This window comes from Streptomyces sp. NBC_00045, from assembly GCF_045041095.1.
GTDB lineage: Bacteria > Actinomycetota > Actinomycetes > Streptomycetales > Streptomycetaceae > Streptomyces.
The window spans coordinates 323,339-336,775 of the sequence record NZ_CP108272.1 but is presented as its reverse complement, the minus strand read 5'-3'; the positions used below and the strand labels follow the sequence as shown (position 1 = coordinate 336,775).

16 protein-coding genes and 1 pseudogene are annotated in these 13,437 nt (G+C 70.4%); 10 read left to right on the top strand and 7 right to left on the bottom strand.

The window, feature by feature from the left end:
- Window positions 1-156: 156 nt before the first annotated feature.
- The 5 genes from OHA65_RS37470 to OHA65_RS37450 all read left to right on the top strand — a co-directional run bounded on the left by OHA65_RS37470 (window position 157) and on the right by OHA65_RS37450 (window position 4,161).
- Window positions 157-597, top strand: coding sequence for a hypothetical protein (locus OHA65_RS37470; RefSeq protein ID WP_329316832.1), 441 nt, complete (start codon window positions 157-159; stop codon window positions 595-597).
- A 335-nt stretch (window positions 598-932) separates the two neighbouring features.
- A complete protein-coding gene (locus tag OHA65_RS37465) occupies window positions 933-1,613 on the top strand; it encodes a hypothetical protein (protein WP_331729967.1) in 681 nt (226 codons plus the stop codon).
- A gap of 134 nt (window positions 1,614-1,747) precedes the next feature.
- On the top strand, window positions 1,748-2,050 hold the full coding sequence (locus OHA65_RS37460) for a putative quinol monooxygenase (RefSeq protein WP_331729965.1): 303 nt from the start codon (window positions 1,748-1,750) through the stop codon (window positions 2,048-2,050).
- 150 nt (window positions 2,051-2,200) lie between these two features.
- Complete coding sequence (locus OHA65_RS37455) at window positions 2,201-3,199, top strand: NAD-dependent epimerase/dehydratase family protein (RefSeq protein WP_327286308.1); 999 nt, start codon at window positions 2,201-2,203, stop codon at window positions 3,197-3,199.
- Between the two features lie 14 nt (window positions 3,200-3,213).
- Window positions 3,214-4,161 (top strand): aldo/keto reductase, encoded by a 948-nt coding sequence (locus tag OHA65_RS37450; protein ID WP_327286307.1) that lies wholly within the window; start codon window positions 3,214-3,216, stop codon window positions 4,159-4,161.
- Here OHA65_RS37450 and OHA65_RS37445 read toward each other — a convergent pair.
- Complete coding sequence (locus OHA65_RS37445) at window positions 4,151-4,483, bottom strand: hypothetical protein (protein ID WP_329316829.1); 333 nt, start codon at window positions 4,481-4,483, stop codon at window positions 4,151-4,153. The genes OHA65_RS37450 and OHA65_RS37445 overlap by 11 nt on opposite strands.
- A gap of 159 nt (window positions 4,484-4,642) precedes the next feature.
- Here OHA65_RS37445 and OHA65_RS37440 point away from each other — a divergent pair, with 159 nt between their 5' ends.
- From OHA65_RS37440 to OHA65_RS37425, 4 genes are all read left to right on the top strand, one after another.
- Window positions 4,643-5,041: a hypothetical protein gene (locus OHA65_RS37440; RefSeq protein ID WP_327286305.1), complete on the top strand. Its 399-nt coding sequence runs from the start codon at window positions 4,643-4,645 to the stop codon at window positions 5,039-5,041.
- Between the two features lie 113 nt (window positions 5,042-5,154).
- A complete protein-coding gene (locus tag OHA65_RS37435) occupies window positions 5,155-6,402 on the top strand; it encodes a hypothetical protein (protein WP_405763571.1) in 1,248 nt (415 codons plus the stop codon).
- Between the two features lie 30 nt (window positions 6,403-6,432).
- Window positions 6,433-6,930: a hypothetical protein gene (locus OHA65_RS37430; protein WP_329316825.1), complete on the top strand. Its 498-nt coding sequence runs from the start codon at window positions 6,433-6,435 to the stop codon at window positions 6,928-6,930.
- A 2-nt stretch (window positions 6,931-6,932) separates the two neighbouring features.
- On the top strand, window positions 6,933-7,397 hold the full coding sequence (locus tag OHA65_RS37425; protein ID WP_327286302.1) for a hypothetical protein: 465 nt from the start codon (window positions 6,933-6,935) through the stop codon (window positions 7,395-7,397).
- A gap of 249 nt (window positions 7,398-7,646) precedes the next feature.
- Here OHA65_RS37425 and OHA65_RS37420 read toward each other — a convergent pair whose 3' ends face one another.
- Window positions 7,647-8,279 (bottom strand): helix-turn-helix domain-containing protein, encoded by a 633-nt coding sequence (locus OHA65_RS37420; RefSeq protein ID WP_327286301.1) that lies wholly within the window; start codon window positions 8,277-8,279, stop codon window positions 7,647-7,649.
- A 90-nt stretch (window positions 8,280-8,369) separates the two neighbouring features.
- Between OHA65_RS37420 and OHA65_RS37415 the strand changes: the two genes are divergently transcribed.
- Window positions 8,370-8,783 carry a DUF4345 domain-containing protein gene (locus OHA65_RS37415; RefSeq protein WP_327286300.1) on the top strand — a complete coding sequence of 138 codons (414 nt, stop codon included), beginning with the start codon at window positions 8,370-8,372 and terminating at the stop codon, window positions 8,781-8,783.
- Between the two features lie 209 nt (window positions 8,784-8,992).
- Here OHA65_RS37415 and OHA65_RS37410 read toward each other — a convergent pair whose 3' ends face one another.
- The 5 genes and pseudogenes from OHA65_RS37410 to OHA65_RS37390 form a co-directional block, all read right to left on the bottom strand.
- Window positions 8,993-9,616, bottom strand: a complete 624-nt coding sequence (locus OHA65_RS37410; RefSeq protein WP_327286299.1) for a hypothetical protein — start codon at window positions 9,614-9,616, stop codon at window positions 8,993-8,995.
- Window positions 9,617-9,684: 68 nt separating this feature from the next.
- Entirely contained in the window at window positions 9,685-10,989 is a 1,305-nt protein-coding gene (locus tag OHA65_RS37405; protein WP_327286298.1) for a M48 family metallopeptidase, read from the bottom strand.
- A 190-nt stretch (window positions 10,990-11,179) separates the two neighbouring features.
- Window positions 11,180-11,635 carry an NUDIX hydrolase gene (locus tag OHA65_RS37400; protein ID WP_327286297.1) on the bottom strand — a complete coding sequence of 152 codons (456 nt, stop codon included), beginning with the start codon at window positions 11,633-11,635 and terminating at the stop codon, window positions 11,180-11,182.
- 317 nt (window positions 11,636-11,952) lie between these two features.
- Window positions 11,953-12,114 (bottom strand): annotated as a pseudogene (locus OHA65_RS37395) (IS982 family transposase); the annotation flags it as partial.
- A gap of 198 nt (window positions 12,115-12,312) precedes the next feature.
- Complete coding sequence (locus OHA65_RS37390) at window positions 12,313-13,251, bottom strand: MerR family transcriptional regulator (RefSeq protein WP_331736367.1); 939 nt, start codon at window positions 13,249-13,251, stop codon at window positions 12,313-12,315.
- Window positions 13,252-13,437: the final 186 nt, after the last annotated feature.

Genomic DNA, 13,437 nt, shown 5'->3' with positions numbered 1-13,437 from the left:
GGGGCCAGGGGAACCGAACGGGGACCTCGTGTCGTCGTCACCGCCGCCGGCGTGGTCCTGGTCCCGGTCCGCTGGCATCATCTTCTGCGAACAGGCGAACGGGAACGGGGGCGAGCGGCGCATCCGCACCATCCGCCCGGAACCGGATCGGTACTGATGGCCACCACCTCGTCCTCCCCCGCCACGAGCGACGGCACGGCGCGCCCGCGTGCCGTCACGCCGGGCACCGTGACGGCGGGGCTGTTGGTGCCGCTCCTGATCGTCGCCGGTGTGGCCGCTTCCCTGCACACGCAGGAGATCGGGTACGACTGGGCCGACCGGCAGATCGCCGCCTGCCGGCACCTGCCCTTCCCTATGACGGAGTACGCCGCCGCGTGGACCGGTCTGGGACTCGGCCTGGCCGCGGTGGCGGTGTGTGTGTTGCTCGCACGGCGGCTCCGCGGGCGGTACGGCGTTCGGCTCGGGGAGACCTGGCCGGGCCTTCTCGCCGGTACCACCGTGTGGTTCAGCGTTCTGGCGGTCCCGCTGGAACTGATCCAGCTGTACGCCGTCTACTCGGCCGCCGCGGCGGGAATCAACCTCGGCGACGGGTGCTGATCAAGGGGTACGAAGACGGTCCGCTGGCGCCGGGCGGGTCACGGTCGCCCGCCCCGGGCTTCTGGGCGGAGCGGTCTCGGGGTACGGCCCGGGATCGGCGAACCGGCGGATCCGGTCCTGCTCGGCCGAGCAGGGACCGCACGGCGAAGGCGGGCTACACGGTCAGCCGCGCGAAGGTACCGCGTCGGGCAGCCGAACCCCGAACGCCGATAATCCCGTAGGACAACTGCCGCTGACTCCGCGACCATCAGCCGATGACCACAGAACCGCATGCGCATCCGCATCTGCTGTCCCTCCGCATCGCCGTGCCACCGCTCGGCGATTGACAAGGCTCCGTGGAATGCCGACCGTTCATCAACGGGCTGGACGTCCTGGCCGACGTGTTCACCGAGGGCCCGGCAGTCGACCCTCGGTACCTCTTGGGGCCGGATGCGCCGCTCCGCGCGGCGGCCACCCCACGCGAGGTTCGGCTCGCCGAGGCCGGGTGCACGGAAGGATGCTGCGGCGCCGTCTACGTGACCATCAGGCGCGAAGGTCAGTACGTGATCTGGAGCGACTGGCGCAACCCGGACGACGAAGACCTCGATCTCCCAGAGCTTCGGTTCGAGGTCGACCCGTACGAGGCGGAGGTCCGGCGGGCTTCGACGGACCACGGCTGGGAGTGGCCGGCCCGAACGGTCGCCAGGCTTCTGGAGGAGAGGCTCCGGGAGGACGTCGGCCGGCTGACGACCTGGGAGTGCGAACTGGGAGCCGTCTCGGCCTGGCACTGGGAACCGGACCGGATCAACGTCTTCCTGTTCCATCCCGGCCGTTCCGCGATCCGGGAGGACCGTCCCTGGCTCCAGTTCCACATGACCCTTCCGATCTCCGGGGATGACCCGGCCGATCAAGCAGAGCGCCTTGAGGCGCGTCTCACGGCGGAGGACCCGCGCGAGGTCGCCCGGGTCTGCGGCGGTTCGACGGAGTTCGCCGAGCAGCTCGGCTACCCCTGGCCGGGACCCCGCCGACGCACGTGAGGCGGTGGCGGGGGCGCCCGAAGTAGCCGAGTCCATCGGGTTGGTGAGCCGGCCATCGGGCGGGCCGTGCCGCCGGTGCTTGCCTGGTGAGACCCCGGTTCCCCAGCCACGCCCGCTGATCTACGCTCGCACGCATGCCACAGCCCGTACGACTTCACATACTGATCACCACCCTTGCGGGCCGCGGCCAGGAACAGGTCGATGCCTTCGAGCGACTCGCGCCGCTCGTGCGGGCCGAGCAGGGGTGCCTGCAGTACGACCTGCACCGGGTGGTCGACGATCCGGACCGGTTCGTCCTCGCCGAGCTCTGGGCGTCGCGGGATGCATTGGCCGCCCACGACGTCACCGCGCACATGGTTGCCGCTGACGCCGCCAGCCCGGCGTTCAGGGCGGGGCCGGCACGGGTGATCGAGATCGAGGCCGAACCGGTGACCTGAGTCGCGCGGTGCCGGCCGGACAGCGACAGGTCGTGCTGCGCACCCGGCCTGGGCCGCACCTCGACCTCGATCAGGTCAACAGTCCGCCTTACCACTCGTTCAGTAAATGATCACTTCTGCTGATGACGACACGTGTCCAGGATGGGGGGCATGCAAAGGATCTGCGTCATCGGCGGAAGCCGGTACTTCGGAAAGCTCCTGGTGGAACGCCTGCACGCGGCGGGCCACCAGGTCACTGTGATCAACCGCGGCTCCACCCCGCCGCCTGCCGGTGTGGAGCACCTCGTCGTCGACCGCAATGACGAGGCCGCCCTGTCGGCCGCGCTCGGCTCCCGCGCCTTCGACGTGGTGGTCGATCAGATCTGCTACACCCCCGTGCAAGCCGCCATCGCCGCCCGAGCCTTCGCCGGCCGCACCCGGCGCTACGTCATGACGTCGACGATCGAGGTCTACGACCCGGCGACCGCAGCACTGCCGGCCGTACCGCCGGGCACTGCGGCGGCGGAGGAGACCGTCGACCCGGCCGCCTGGGTGGTGGCCACGGACCTTCCCTGGCACGACGACGCGTACCTGGAGGCGCACTACGCCGAAGGCAAGCGCCAAGCAGAGGCCGTCCTCACCCGCGCCGGCGGCTTCGCGTTCGCCTCGGTACGCAGCGCGCACGTACTCGGCGGCGGCGCGCATGAATTCACCGGCCGGCTCGCGCACTACGTCGAGCGCATCCGCCGGGGCGAAGAGATCACTGTGCACGCGAGGGCCCTGCCCACGGTGTTCATCCACTACGAAGAGCTGGCGGGCCTGCTGCTGTGGGCGGCCACGGCCGACTTCACCGGTCCGCTCAACGCCTGTTCCGACGGCCCGCTCGACGTACACGGCCTCACCGCGATCATCGGCGCGTCGGCCGGACGGGAGCCCGTCCACCGGACCGTCCCGGCAGGCGCGGAGGCTTCGCCGTTCTCCTTCGACCGCCATTACGCCATGAGCAACACCCGCGCCAGGGAACTGGGCTTCGCCTTCTCCCGTACCACCGACTGGCTGCCCGGCGCCGTTGCCGAAGCGCTCGGCGCCGAAGTCCTGGACACCGAAGTCCTGGACACCGAACCGACACCGACGCCGGCACCCACACCCGTTCCCACACCTACCGCCTGACGAACGGATCCGCCATGCAGTACCGCACCATCGCAGGCACCGCCGTCAGCGCCATCGGCCTGGGCGCCATGCCCCTGTCCATCGAACGACGTCCGGACGAGACTCGGGCCATCACCACCCTCCACGCCGCCCTCGACGCGGGCGTCACGCTCATCGACACCGCCGACAGCTACCACTGGCACGCCGGCGAGGCCGGCCACAACGAGCTGCTGATCGCCCGCGCCCTGGCCCGCTACGGCGGCGACACCTCCGGCATCGTGGTCGCCACCAAGGGCGGCCGCGGCCGACCCGGCGACGGCAGTTGGACCGTCAACGCCACCCCGGAGCATCTCAGGCGAGCTGCCGAGGCCTCCGCCAAGCGCCTGGCCCTCGACGCGATCGGCCTCTACCAGTTGCACAAGCCGGACCCCGCCGTGCCCTGGGCGGAGTCCGTCGGCGCGCTGCGCGAGCTGCTCGACGCCGGCACGATCCGCGCCGCCGGCATCTCCAACGTCACCACCGCCCAGATCCGCGAAGCACACGCGATCCTGGGCGACGGGCTCGCCTCCGTACAGAACCAGTACTCGCCGGCAGTCCGCGACAGCGAAGCCGAGCTGCAGCTGAGCACACGGCTGGGCCTGGCCTTCCTGCCGTGGAGCCCGCTGGGCGGCATCGCGCGCAGCTCCCTCGACGGCCCCTGCGGCCCCACCTCGGTCGGCACCCCCTTCCACCGCGTCGCGGACGACCGTGGCGTCAGTCCGCAGCAGATCGCCCTGGCATGGCTGCTCGCCCGCTCCCCCGCGGTGATCCCGGTACCGGGAGCCAGCCGCCCGGCCTCCATCACCGACTCCGCAGGGGCAGCGGACCTCAAGCTGAGCACGGAGGAACTGACGCGGCTCGATGCCGCGCTGCCGGATCGAAGCGGGGCGGGATCCGCTGGCCCGTCCCGGGAGGGGACACCGCGCCCGTCGGCTACAGGGTGAGCGTCAGCAGGATCACGACCACGGGCGGGAGCAGCGCGGCGCGCCCGGCCCAACGGCGCCCTCTGGCCAGTGCGGGGCGGCCGGGGAACAGCCGGGAGACCACCACGAGCAGCGGGGTGGCCGTCCAGGACGCCCACCAGAAGGCCGTGGTGACCGCAACGGTCCGGGGGTGGGCGTCCGTCGCCATCGCGGCGAGGGCGCCGAAGAAGAAGGCCACGAGGATCAGAGCCACCGTCGATGCCGTCGTCCACACCGACACCCCTTCTGCGCCCAAGGCCTCGGTGGGGCGGGCGGCGGTCGGGGCTGTGATCGTTTCGCGCACGGGCACAGCCAAGCAGCCCCGGACCCCGGCCCGCCTGCGCGGACGTACTCAAGGCACCTCGTCCTCGTACTCATCGAGCCGGGGCGTACCGCAGAATTTCGGGTGGGAGAACCGGCCCGTCTGCGGATCCGTACCGGGCAACCCGAATCGGAGGATCCCATGGCCGTACCCCAGCGCTGGCGCATGCAGGGCCACGCATCTGACGGCTACTCCGGTGCGCAAGCCCGGTCGTTGCTCATCCGTAGGCTGGACTGGGCGAGCCAGGAGACGTGGTTCGAGGACGGCCGGGGCCGCCTCCTCTCCGTGGTGACCAATGGTGAGCGCGCGATGGTCGCCCTGACGGACGGTGCAGGCGGCCCCGGGGAGCACCTGGTCGATCCGCGCGGCGAGGGCGTCTCTGGCGGATACCTTCGCTCCAGCGGGCAGATCGACACGTACTCCGACAGGGAAACCGTCCCCTTCCCCGTCGCCTGCCGGGCCGTGGAGCACTTCTTCGAGCACGGCACCTGGCCCCACGACGTGCTGGTGGAGATGACACGCCCCTGGAACCCACGCTGAGGGGCTTCGGCAACCGCCGTGCATATGATCAGATTCCGCGAGGGTGTTGACCGTTCAAGAGGTCGAAGTGGAACGGTCTGTAGGGGGCTGCGGTGCTGAAGTACGACAAAGCCATGACCACCGATCTGGGTGTGCTGACGACCGCCGCGTCCAAGTGGGAGGAGATGGCGGGTGAGCTGAACAAGGTCGAGACCCGCTACGGGGAAAGCGTCCAGAAGATCACCACGGGCGGGAACTGGGCGGGTGTCAGCTCCGGGGTTGCCCACTCGACTTTCGCGGGAACCCGCTACGAGTTCTCCGCCGCACAGATCCAGGCCAAGGCCATCGCCAGTCTGCTGCGGGGGGCCCACGAGAAGTTCACTGAGCTCAGGAAGAAGCTCGAAAGCGCCCGGGACGACGCGATGGCCGCCGGCATGACCGTCTCCGCGCAGGGCCAAGTCGCCTTCGACTACGCCAAACTCACGCCTGCCGAGCGCAGCGCCTACCACCACGATCCCGATGGTGAAGCATCCATACGCACCGCCGTCACCAAGTGGCAGAACCACATCGACGACCGTGTGAAGGCCATCGCCGAGCTCGATGAGGGCGTCAAGACCGCCCTCGGGCGGGCCAGTGCCGACAGCAACAAGGACGCTTTCGGCAAGGGCGCCGACGAGACCCTCAGCGGGTTCAACGCCGGCGCTGAAGGCGACCTGGCCAAGGCCATGAAGCCCGACCGATCCAGCGCCGGGACGAAAGAGGACAAGACCGGCCACACCTTCAGCGGGCCCAAGTACGGTAAGGAGGCCTCGGCCAAGGCGTACGCAGACGTCTTCCACGAAACCGCGCAGGGATCGATGTCCGAGGGGGACCTGAAGCTCTCCGGGGTCGCCGACGCCTACGGCGGGGGCCGAGCCACCGCGAACTTCGGATTCACCGACCAGGGGTTCGTCTCCAAGGCCGAGGCGTCCGCGGGAGTACGGGCACTGGCCGAGGGTCGGGCCGAGTACGGCTACGTCGGGCAGTACGCGCGGGCGGAGGGGTTCGCGGGCATCGAGGGCAGCCTCACCGCCAAGGCGACCAAGGAGGAGGTTACCGTCGGCGCGAAGGGGTTCGTGGGCGCCAAGGGGACCCTCGCCGGCGGTGCCGAGGCTTTCGGATTGGGCGTCGGTGTGAACGCCGAAGGATGGGCGGGCCCCGGTGCGGAAGCCTGGTGGGGTTACAAGAAGGACAAGGAAACCGGCGTGTGGAAGCTCGGCGGCGACGCGGGTCTCTCCCCCCTCGTCGGCGGCAAGGTGGGACTCGAAATCACCATCGATCCGCACAAGGTTTCTGAGGCCGTCGGCGACGCCGCTGACGCCTTGGCCGGCTTGTTCGACTGATGTACGTTTCCGTGGAAAGGGGGCTCTGAAATGCCCGCAGAACTGCCCGTGCCCATCGAATTCCGGTTGCCGGAAGGTTGGCTCCCGGCCAAGCCGAACGAGGTCGACGCCGAGGGTGTGGCCTTCGCCGCGGTACACCCCCGTCCGGATGCCGGGTTCGCCGCCAGCATCGCCGTCGACGGCGGTTTCCTGACGGAGACCGACACTCTGGCCGGGCTCGCCGACGAGTCGGCGGAGCGACTGCGCCGTGCCGCCGACTCGGCGGAGGTGACCGACCGCCACGAGGTCGGCTCCCCGGACGCACCGGCCCTGACCCAGCGCGTGGCCCTCTCGGCCGTCGTCGGCGACGCTCGCCGCGACCTCGTCCAGTCCCAGGTGTACCTGTCCCTGCAGGACGTCGCGGATCCGCGCAAGCGTGCGGTGGTCCGGCTGGCCTTGACCGCCACCGCTGCTCAACACGACGCGGTCCTGGGCGAGTTCCAGGAATTCGTCCGCAGCGTGCGCCCGGACTCCGCGGCGGGGGCCTAGCCATGGGCCGCCTCACGGACAGGTGGACCGGGACCAGGTACCCGCGCCACGGTGTCGGCGCACGGCCCGCCCCGGAGGTCCGGGCTGCGCTGCTCGCGCTCAACGGCCCGGGCGTACGGTTCGTCGTGCGCGAGGGCACCCCGAAGGAAGGCGCCGACCTGGTGGCGGAATTCGAATATCCGGCGCTGGACCTGACCCTCAAGACCCGGATGCGCCTGGACCCTGCGGCGCACGAGGTGCGCGTCCTGGAGGAGCAATGGGAACCCACGGCCGACAGCGCCCGTAGGCAGTACGGCCGCGGACCGGCCAACAAGGTGTTCAGGCAGTGGGAGACCACCAAGGGGCCGGACGGCCGCCGACACAAAGCCGAGACGTTCCGCTTCAGCTCGCAGGACATGAGGAACCCCCTGCAGCGAGTCGTCCTCGGCGCGGGCTGGACCTGGCGGGGAGTGCTGTTCAAGCTGTGACGGCGGCGCAGGTGGGCCGGGCCGGCTGGGCCCGAATGGCCGTTGATCATCGGCGGCTCGTTCGCGGCCCGGTGCGCGCCGGCTTTCGCCGTCGTCCGCCGACGCGGCGTACGGGGCTGGAAGGCGAGGGAGCGGGCACACATCGCGACCTTCGGCCGGGCCCAGTGGCTCTGACCCACCCGTGTCGAGAGGGGGTCACTCGCGCGCGCAGGCCCCGTCGCCGTGCAGGACACGCCAAGGGGTTCCGAATCAGGCGCCCGCGTCGGGCCGCCGTGGCGGCGGCCAGTCGGGGGCGGGGTCCTCGGCGAGCAGCGGTCGGAGGGCGCCGAGGACCGCGCCGATGCACACGTCGCGCAACTGGGTGCGGGTACAGGTCTCGTGGGTGAGCCAGTCGATGCAGAGGACCTGGACGAAGACCAGCCAGCTCTTCAGGACGCCGGACACGGCCTCGCGGCCGCCCTCGTCCGTGAGTGGGAGTACGGCCAGTAGCCGCGTACGGAGTGCGTCCAGCTCGTTCGTCATGATCGTCTGGATCACGGGATCGCCCGCCAGGACCCGGTTCGCGGCGAGGACGGCATGCCGGTTCGCCACGAAGTAGTCGAGATGGACCTCCATCCCCTGGACGAGCTGCTCGACCAAGGAGTCGGCGGGGTCGAGCCGGGTCTCGGCGAGCAACTGGTCCGCCGCTTGTTGGTAAACGGCCGCGAAGAGGTCCTGTTTGCTGGAGAAGTGACGGTAGAGCAGGGCTCGTGAGACGCCGGCCTCTTCGGCCACCTCCTCCATCAGGACACCGTCGTACGGGCGCGCGGCGAAGAGCCGTGCTCCGACGGCGAGGAGCTGGGCGCGGCGGTCGGCGGGGCTGAGTCGTTGGCGGGACGGCACGAGCGAACACTACTTGACATGTGTCTACTAGTGCGTCCAGCCTAGTAGACACATGTCAACTAGGCTCCACCGAGAAGGCTCGGAGGGATCATGGCAAGGACCCTGCGCACACTCACACAGCTGATGGGCTGGTCCAGCGTGGCGATCGGCCTGTACCACGTGCTCCTCGGCAACGCGGCGATCCCCGGAGCCGGTTCCGCCGGCACGACGGTCGACAGCTGGGGCCGGTTCATGGGAGCCAGCTTCGTCGGCTACGGGCTGGCGTGGCTGTGGGCCGCGCGGCAGCGGCCGATCCCGGCTCAGGCGGTGCGCTGGCTGGCCGGCGTTTTCCTGCTGGGCGGCATGGGCCGGCTACTCTCGCTCGCCGTGGACGGCTGGCCGCACTGGTTCCAGATCGTGCTGACGGCGATCGAACTCGGCCTGCCCCCGGTCTTCTTCTGGCTGGCCGCCGCCGACGAGCGCGCCGCGCGCAGCAACAAGGAGAACGTGGCCGCCGCGCAGTGAACGCACCTCGGTGAACGCGCCTCGACGGGGCGCGGCCCGGAGGCCGGCGTGGCTCGTCAGGAATCAGGGGCCCACGGCAGCGCCGGGGCAGGCAAGTGCCGGGAAAGGCAAGGCGCCGGGGAATGCGGCCTGCCCGCCCCACCGCGCCGCCGGGACCGCGGGGTCCGTCCGGTGAGGCTCCGCCGGTCCGCGCCGCGGGTCTGGCCGAGTCAGCCTTCGAACCACACGACCAGGCGGACGCCCTCGTCGCCGTGCAGGCTCGCCAGCCTGCGCATCACCGACCAGACGGCGCCCCACTCGCTGTCGGGCACGGCATCCTTCCTCCTCAGGCGGCCGACACGGAAGAGGCGATCGCCGTCGGGCCACTCGGTGCCCTCGGGGTAGATGCGTCCTGCTCGGTACAGAGCCTCGGGGTCACTGGGGCCGGCGAGCTCTGCGAAGCGGGCGAGGCTGCTGTTCCGGCCGTGCAGCGCCCAGGTCCCGTCCGGGCTGCGGCGGTACTCGTGGAGGCAGTGGTCGACCTCGTTCGCGGCCTCGTCCCAGTCCGTGGCCGCCAGCTCCGCCCAAGTGATCCACGAGGCAGCGGTCGCGTCCGAGCTCCAGGACTCGAAGTCGGCGAGGGTCTCCGGCGAGACGTCGGGGGGCAGGCCGCGGTCATGCGCGAGGGGGCGGAACCGTGTGGTGTCGCGTACGCCGAACAGGGCCCCGAAGGCCGCGTACGAACGCCCGTTGTAGAGGTGTGCGATGTCGATCGCGCCGCTCCAGCTACGGTCGTCCTCATCGAGCCAGCGATCCCAGCGGCATTCGACGAACCCGTGTATGTCTGTCCCCATGGCCTGGATTGTTCTGCGTCGAGGTAAGACGTGCACGGGGTTTCCGGCGTACCGGGCCGGCCCGCGGATCAGCCCGCGTAGTCCCGGATGACCCGGCCGGCCAGTGCCGTACGGGCCGGGGCCAGTTCCTGTGCCACCGCCGCCGCGCAGGCCTCGGTGTACGTGACCTGCGCCGCGTACGGGCCGCCCGTCGCGGCACACCGGCGGCGCAGGTGGGTCGGCGGGTGGGTGCTGTCCACGCTGTGCCCGCGCCGGGCCGCGACCCGGCGCAGCCGCTCGTACTCGTGCTCCGGTACGGCGGCCATGCGCAGGGCCAACCGCTCCCACAGTCCCCGCTCCGCCTGCTCGCGGGCCTCGCGCCCGGCCGAGCCACCCCGTACGTGGGCCGCCACCGACTCCCGGCGCAGCTCCGGACCGACCGCCGGACTGATCAGCAGGCGGTCCATCAACCCGACGGCCGCCTCCGTGGACCCGGCCTTGGCCGCGCTGACGTCGGCCAGGTACTCGGCGCGTTGCGAGGCCCGCAGCGTCAGGTGGTCGAGGAGTACGACCAGCCCGCAGACCGCCCACCGGGGCAGGAACGTCACGGCGTTCACGAACCGGTCGAGCAGGCCGCGCGGAGGGGTCGGCGCCAGCACGTAGGACCAGGTGGCCAGCGCCCGCAGTGCGCCTCCCGTGACGATGCCGCGCCGGGTGTCCCCATGGGCGAAGTGCCCCAGCTCGTGCCCCAGCAGCGCCACCCGCTCCTGGGGCGGGAGTATCTCCCACAGCCCGAGGCCCAGGAGCATCATCCGGCGTGCCCGCCAGCCGTACGTGGTCACCGCCGCGTTGGACTCGGTGGTCACCACCACGGCATGCACCCCGGCCGTCCCGACCGCGGCCCCCACCTCGTCGATCAGCTCGAACAACTTCGGCGCATCGGCGCGGTACAGCACCGGCGCGTCCTTCGGCAGCCGCTCCGGCCGGGGCCGCAGCACCGCGGCGAGGCCCAGCAGCAGCGCGCCCAACACGGGCTGTACGCCGGTGTCCCAGCCCAGCACCACGAGAAGGATCCCCGTCACCGCGAGCACCACGGTCACCCCGTGCACCACCAGGGAGAGCGCGAGCGCCGACAGGGTCGCGGCATCGCGCCCCACCGGCTCGCTCCGGCCCCCGCCCTGCTCCATCTCGGCCGCGAGCTGCTCCCCGTACGCGTGTGCCAGCCTGCGCCGCGCGGCAGGGATCCGGCCCGGCTCGGGGTCCGGTGCGCCCGGATCCACGTTCCAGTCGCATGCCGCGCACCAGTCGACGTGCCTCGCGTCCACCGGGACCGGAGCCCCGCACTCCGGGCACTCCCGAACGGACGTCACCTCTTCGGTACTTCTGCTTTCCATGATTCCCTCCCCGCCGCGGACCGGAGGCCCGCGGCCCGGGCAGGATAGGGCGCCCGCCCCCAGCCCACGAAACTCGGGCTGACCTGCACCGTTTCACATACGCACGCGTCGTGGTCTCGTGCCGTCGTCCTTCCGTCGGCGGGGACCACAGCCGGTAGGCCCCGGGCCCGACAGCACGTGGAGCGTGCACCTACAGGGCGAATTCGAGGTAGGCGGCGCGCTTGTCCTCACGTGCCGCGAGGGCCTTGCGCCATATGCCGAGGGCGAAGGGCGGAATCATGCTGGGAGGAATGTCTTCGGGCAGGCAGAAACGGATCTCACCGATCTCCGACTCCTGGAGGGTGATGGCCCGCTGCTGCTCCGGGCTCAGCTGGGGGCCGTCGAAGACGTAGAAGACGTGAGACCCTTCCGCCCTGGTCACCCAGGCGGACACGAGCAGGTCCCCGATTTCGAGGTCCAGGCCGATTTCCTCACGGACCTCGCGGCGCGCGGCGGCGGTGGGGAGCTCACCCTCCTCAAGGTGACCGCCCGGCAGGTTCCACCGCTCCTTGTAGACGGGGTTGACGATGAGCACCCTGCCCTGCTCGTCCCTGACGATGACGGCGGCGGATGCGGTGGCCCTCGTGCGGCCGGCGGACGTGGTCATGGATGACTCCTGTAGTGGGTGAAGAGAAAGACCGGGTCGTTACGCGCAGGCGCCGCGATCCTCCGGGACTTCGCCGATACGCCCGGTTCGCGGACCGGAGCCCACATGTCCAAGCACGCTGCCATGATCCAGTACACCTACGCACCCGGCTCTCCGCGCCGTGCTGGGCCCTGCCGGCAGCGGGTCTGCTCGCCGCCGGGTACGCCGTACCGGTGATCGTGTCGCGCGAGTCCTCGGCCCGCACGGGGACGACACCCGGGGGTCCCAGTGAGCGGTACGCGCCACTAGATGAATGAGTCCAAGGGGTGTCGTTGCGGTCAGTGATCGTAGGCAGTGAGTGATCGCTTGATGGGCTGTCCAGTCAGGTCGTTGTGCCAGATCGCCGCTGTGAGTGCCTCGATGACCTGCCGCAGCGGCTTGAACAGGTGTGACCCGGCCAGCTCGGCTTCCCCCTTGCGGGCGGGCCGCAGCAACTTCAGGTGACGCTCGTCCGACGGCAGGCCGCCACGGCGCCAGCCACGGCGAAGCCTTCGACTCGTCGTCAATCCGGGCACAGAGTGCCGTTGCGAGGGTGTCCAGGTCGTTAGTCACACATCGACGTGGGATGCCCTCGTCTCATGCCCGCAGGCGATCACTTGGACTCATCCAGGGATCCGGGGCGGCGCCCACTGCGCTGACTACGCGTCACGATCATTTCGCAGGGCCTGGATGAGCCAGGGGTACACCGGGATCAGGTTCGGTACGACCTGCCAGCCGTTGACGATCCACACCAGCCGCCAGTATCGGTCCACCCGGGGATCGTGCGCCTCTTTGAACTGCTGGGCCATCCAGTCCCGGAATTCCGAGTCAGGGGTGCGCGCGAACACCTCGGCGAAGCGGTGCACGAGGTCGTCGATGACGGGTGCACCCCTGTCGCTGAGCGGGTCGATGCCCGACTCCATGGCCTCGACCACCTTCTGACGGGTGAACTCCATCAGTTCATCGCCGGCATCGCTCTCGATGTCGAGCGTGCGCCCGGCGGCCTGGCACCTGGCCGTCCGACGCATCCGGGCCCGGAAGTCCTCGTCGCCGACCAGCTCGGCGAGTTCCACCCACGCGGAGACCTGCTCGCTGGACGGATCATCGGGGAGGTCGGGAGTGGCAGCGCGAACCATGGCCACTGCGGCCGGGTCGGCATCCACTGTGCCGAAGGTGCCATCCACGAAATCGTCGATCAACCGTCGGCGTTCCTCGCCGGACAACTGCGTGAGCCTGTGCATGAGCTTGGTCTCCTCGGGGTTGGACCCGCTTCTGGCCACGACTCGCAGAACGCTCCGACGCAGTTGCAGCACCCGGATCTGGACGTCCGTGGCGTCAGCGTGCGCCGCGGCGACTTCCGCCACCGAGAGCTCGCGGTCCAGCACCCGCTGAATCGTGGCCAGGTCCATGCCCAGCTCGCGCAGTGTGCGCAGGAGTTCCAGACGAAGCAGTGCGTCGTGGTCGTAGAGCCGATAGCCGGCGGGACTTCGGGTGGTCGGCGCTACCACCCCCGAATCGGAGTAGAACCGGATGGTCCTCACGGGCAAGCCGGTCCGCCGGGAAAGCTCCCCGATCGAGTAGAGGGTCGTCACGTCCATGTCCCCCACTCTGTTGTCTCCAGTCACTGGAGACTCAAGGCTATTCCCCAGCCGGGCCTCGACTGAGACGTTCTCCGAGTTGCTGAAGCATGCATCGCGGGCTCTCCGCTGACCGCCAGGACGACGGGCACGCCTTGCACGCGCTGTGCGAGCGATGACAGCGACATGCGTCACCGCTCGCTGGCG

What these genes read in the sequence shown, in the direction of transcription:
- OHA65_RS37470 (WP_329316832.1), top strand. Translation starts at nt 157, where the DNA reads ATGGCCACCACCTCGTCCTCCCCCGCCACGAGCGACGGCACGGCGCGC.
- OHA65_RS37460 (WP_331729965.1), top strand. Translation starts at nt 1,748, where the DNA reads ATGCCACAGCCCGTACGACTTCACATACTGATCACCACCCTTGCGGGC.
- OHA65_RS37455 (WP_327286308.1), top strand. Translation starts at nt 2,201, where the DNA reads ATGCAAAGGATCTGCGTCATCGGCGGAAGCCGGTACTTCGGAAAGCTC.
- OHA65_RS37450 (WP_327286307.1), top strand. Translation starts at nt 3,214, where the DNA reads ATGCAGTACCGCACCATCGCAGGCACCGCCGTCAGCGCCATCGGCCTG.
- OHA65_RS37440 (WP_327286305.1), top strand. Translation starts at nt 4,643, where the DNA reads ATGGCCGTACCCCAGCGCTGGCGCATGCAGGGCCACGCATCTGACGGC.
- OHA65_RS37435 (WP_405763571.1), top strand. Translation starts at nt 5,155, where the DNA reads ATGACCACCGATCTGGGTGTGCTGACGACCGCCGCGTCCAAGTGGGAG.
- OHA65_RS37430 (WP_329316825.1), top strand. Translation starts at nt 6,433, where the DNA reads ATGCCCGCAGAACTGCCCGTGCCCATCGAATTCCGGTTGCCGGAAGGT.
- OHA65_RS37425 (WP_327286302.1), top strand. Translation starts at nt 6,933, where the DNA reads ATGGGCCGCCTCACGGACAGGTGGACCGGGACCAGGTACCCGCGCCAC.
- OHA65_RS37415 (WP_327286300.1), top strand. Translation starts at nt 8,370, where the DNA reads ATGGCAAGGACCCTGCGCACACTCACACAGCTGATGGGCTGGTCCAGC.
- OHA65_RS37410 (WP_327286299.1), bottom strand. Translation starts at nt 9,616, where the DNA reads ATGGGGACAGACATACACGGGTTCGTCGAATGCCGCTGGGATCGCTGG.
- OHA65_RS37405 (WP_327286298.1), bottom strand. Translation starts at nt 10,989, where the DNA reads ATGGAAAGCAGAAGTACCGAAGAGGTGACGTCCGTTCGGGAGTGCCCG.
- OHA65_RS37400 (WP_327286297.1), bottom strand. Translation starts at nt 11,635, where the DNA reads ATGACCACGTCCGCCGGCCGCACGAGGGCCACCGCATCCGCCGCCGTC.
- OHA65_RS37390 (WP_331736367.1), bottom strand. Translation starts at nt 13,251, where the DNA reads ATGGACGTGACGACCCTCTACTCGATCGGGGAGCTTTCCCGGCGGACC.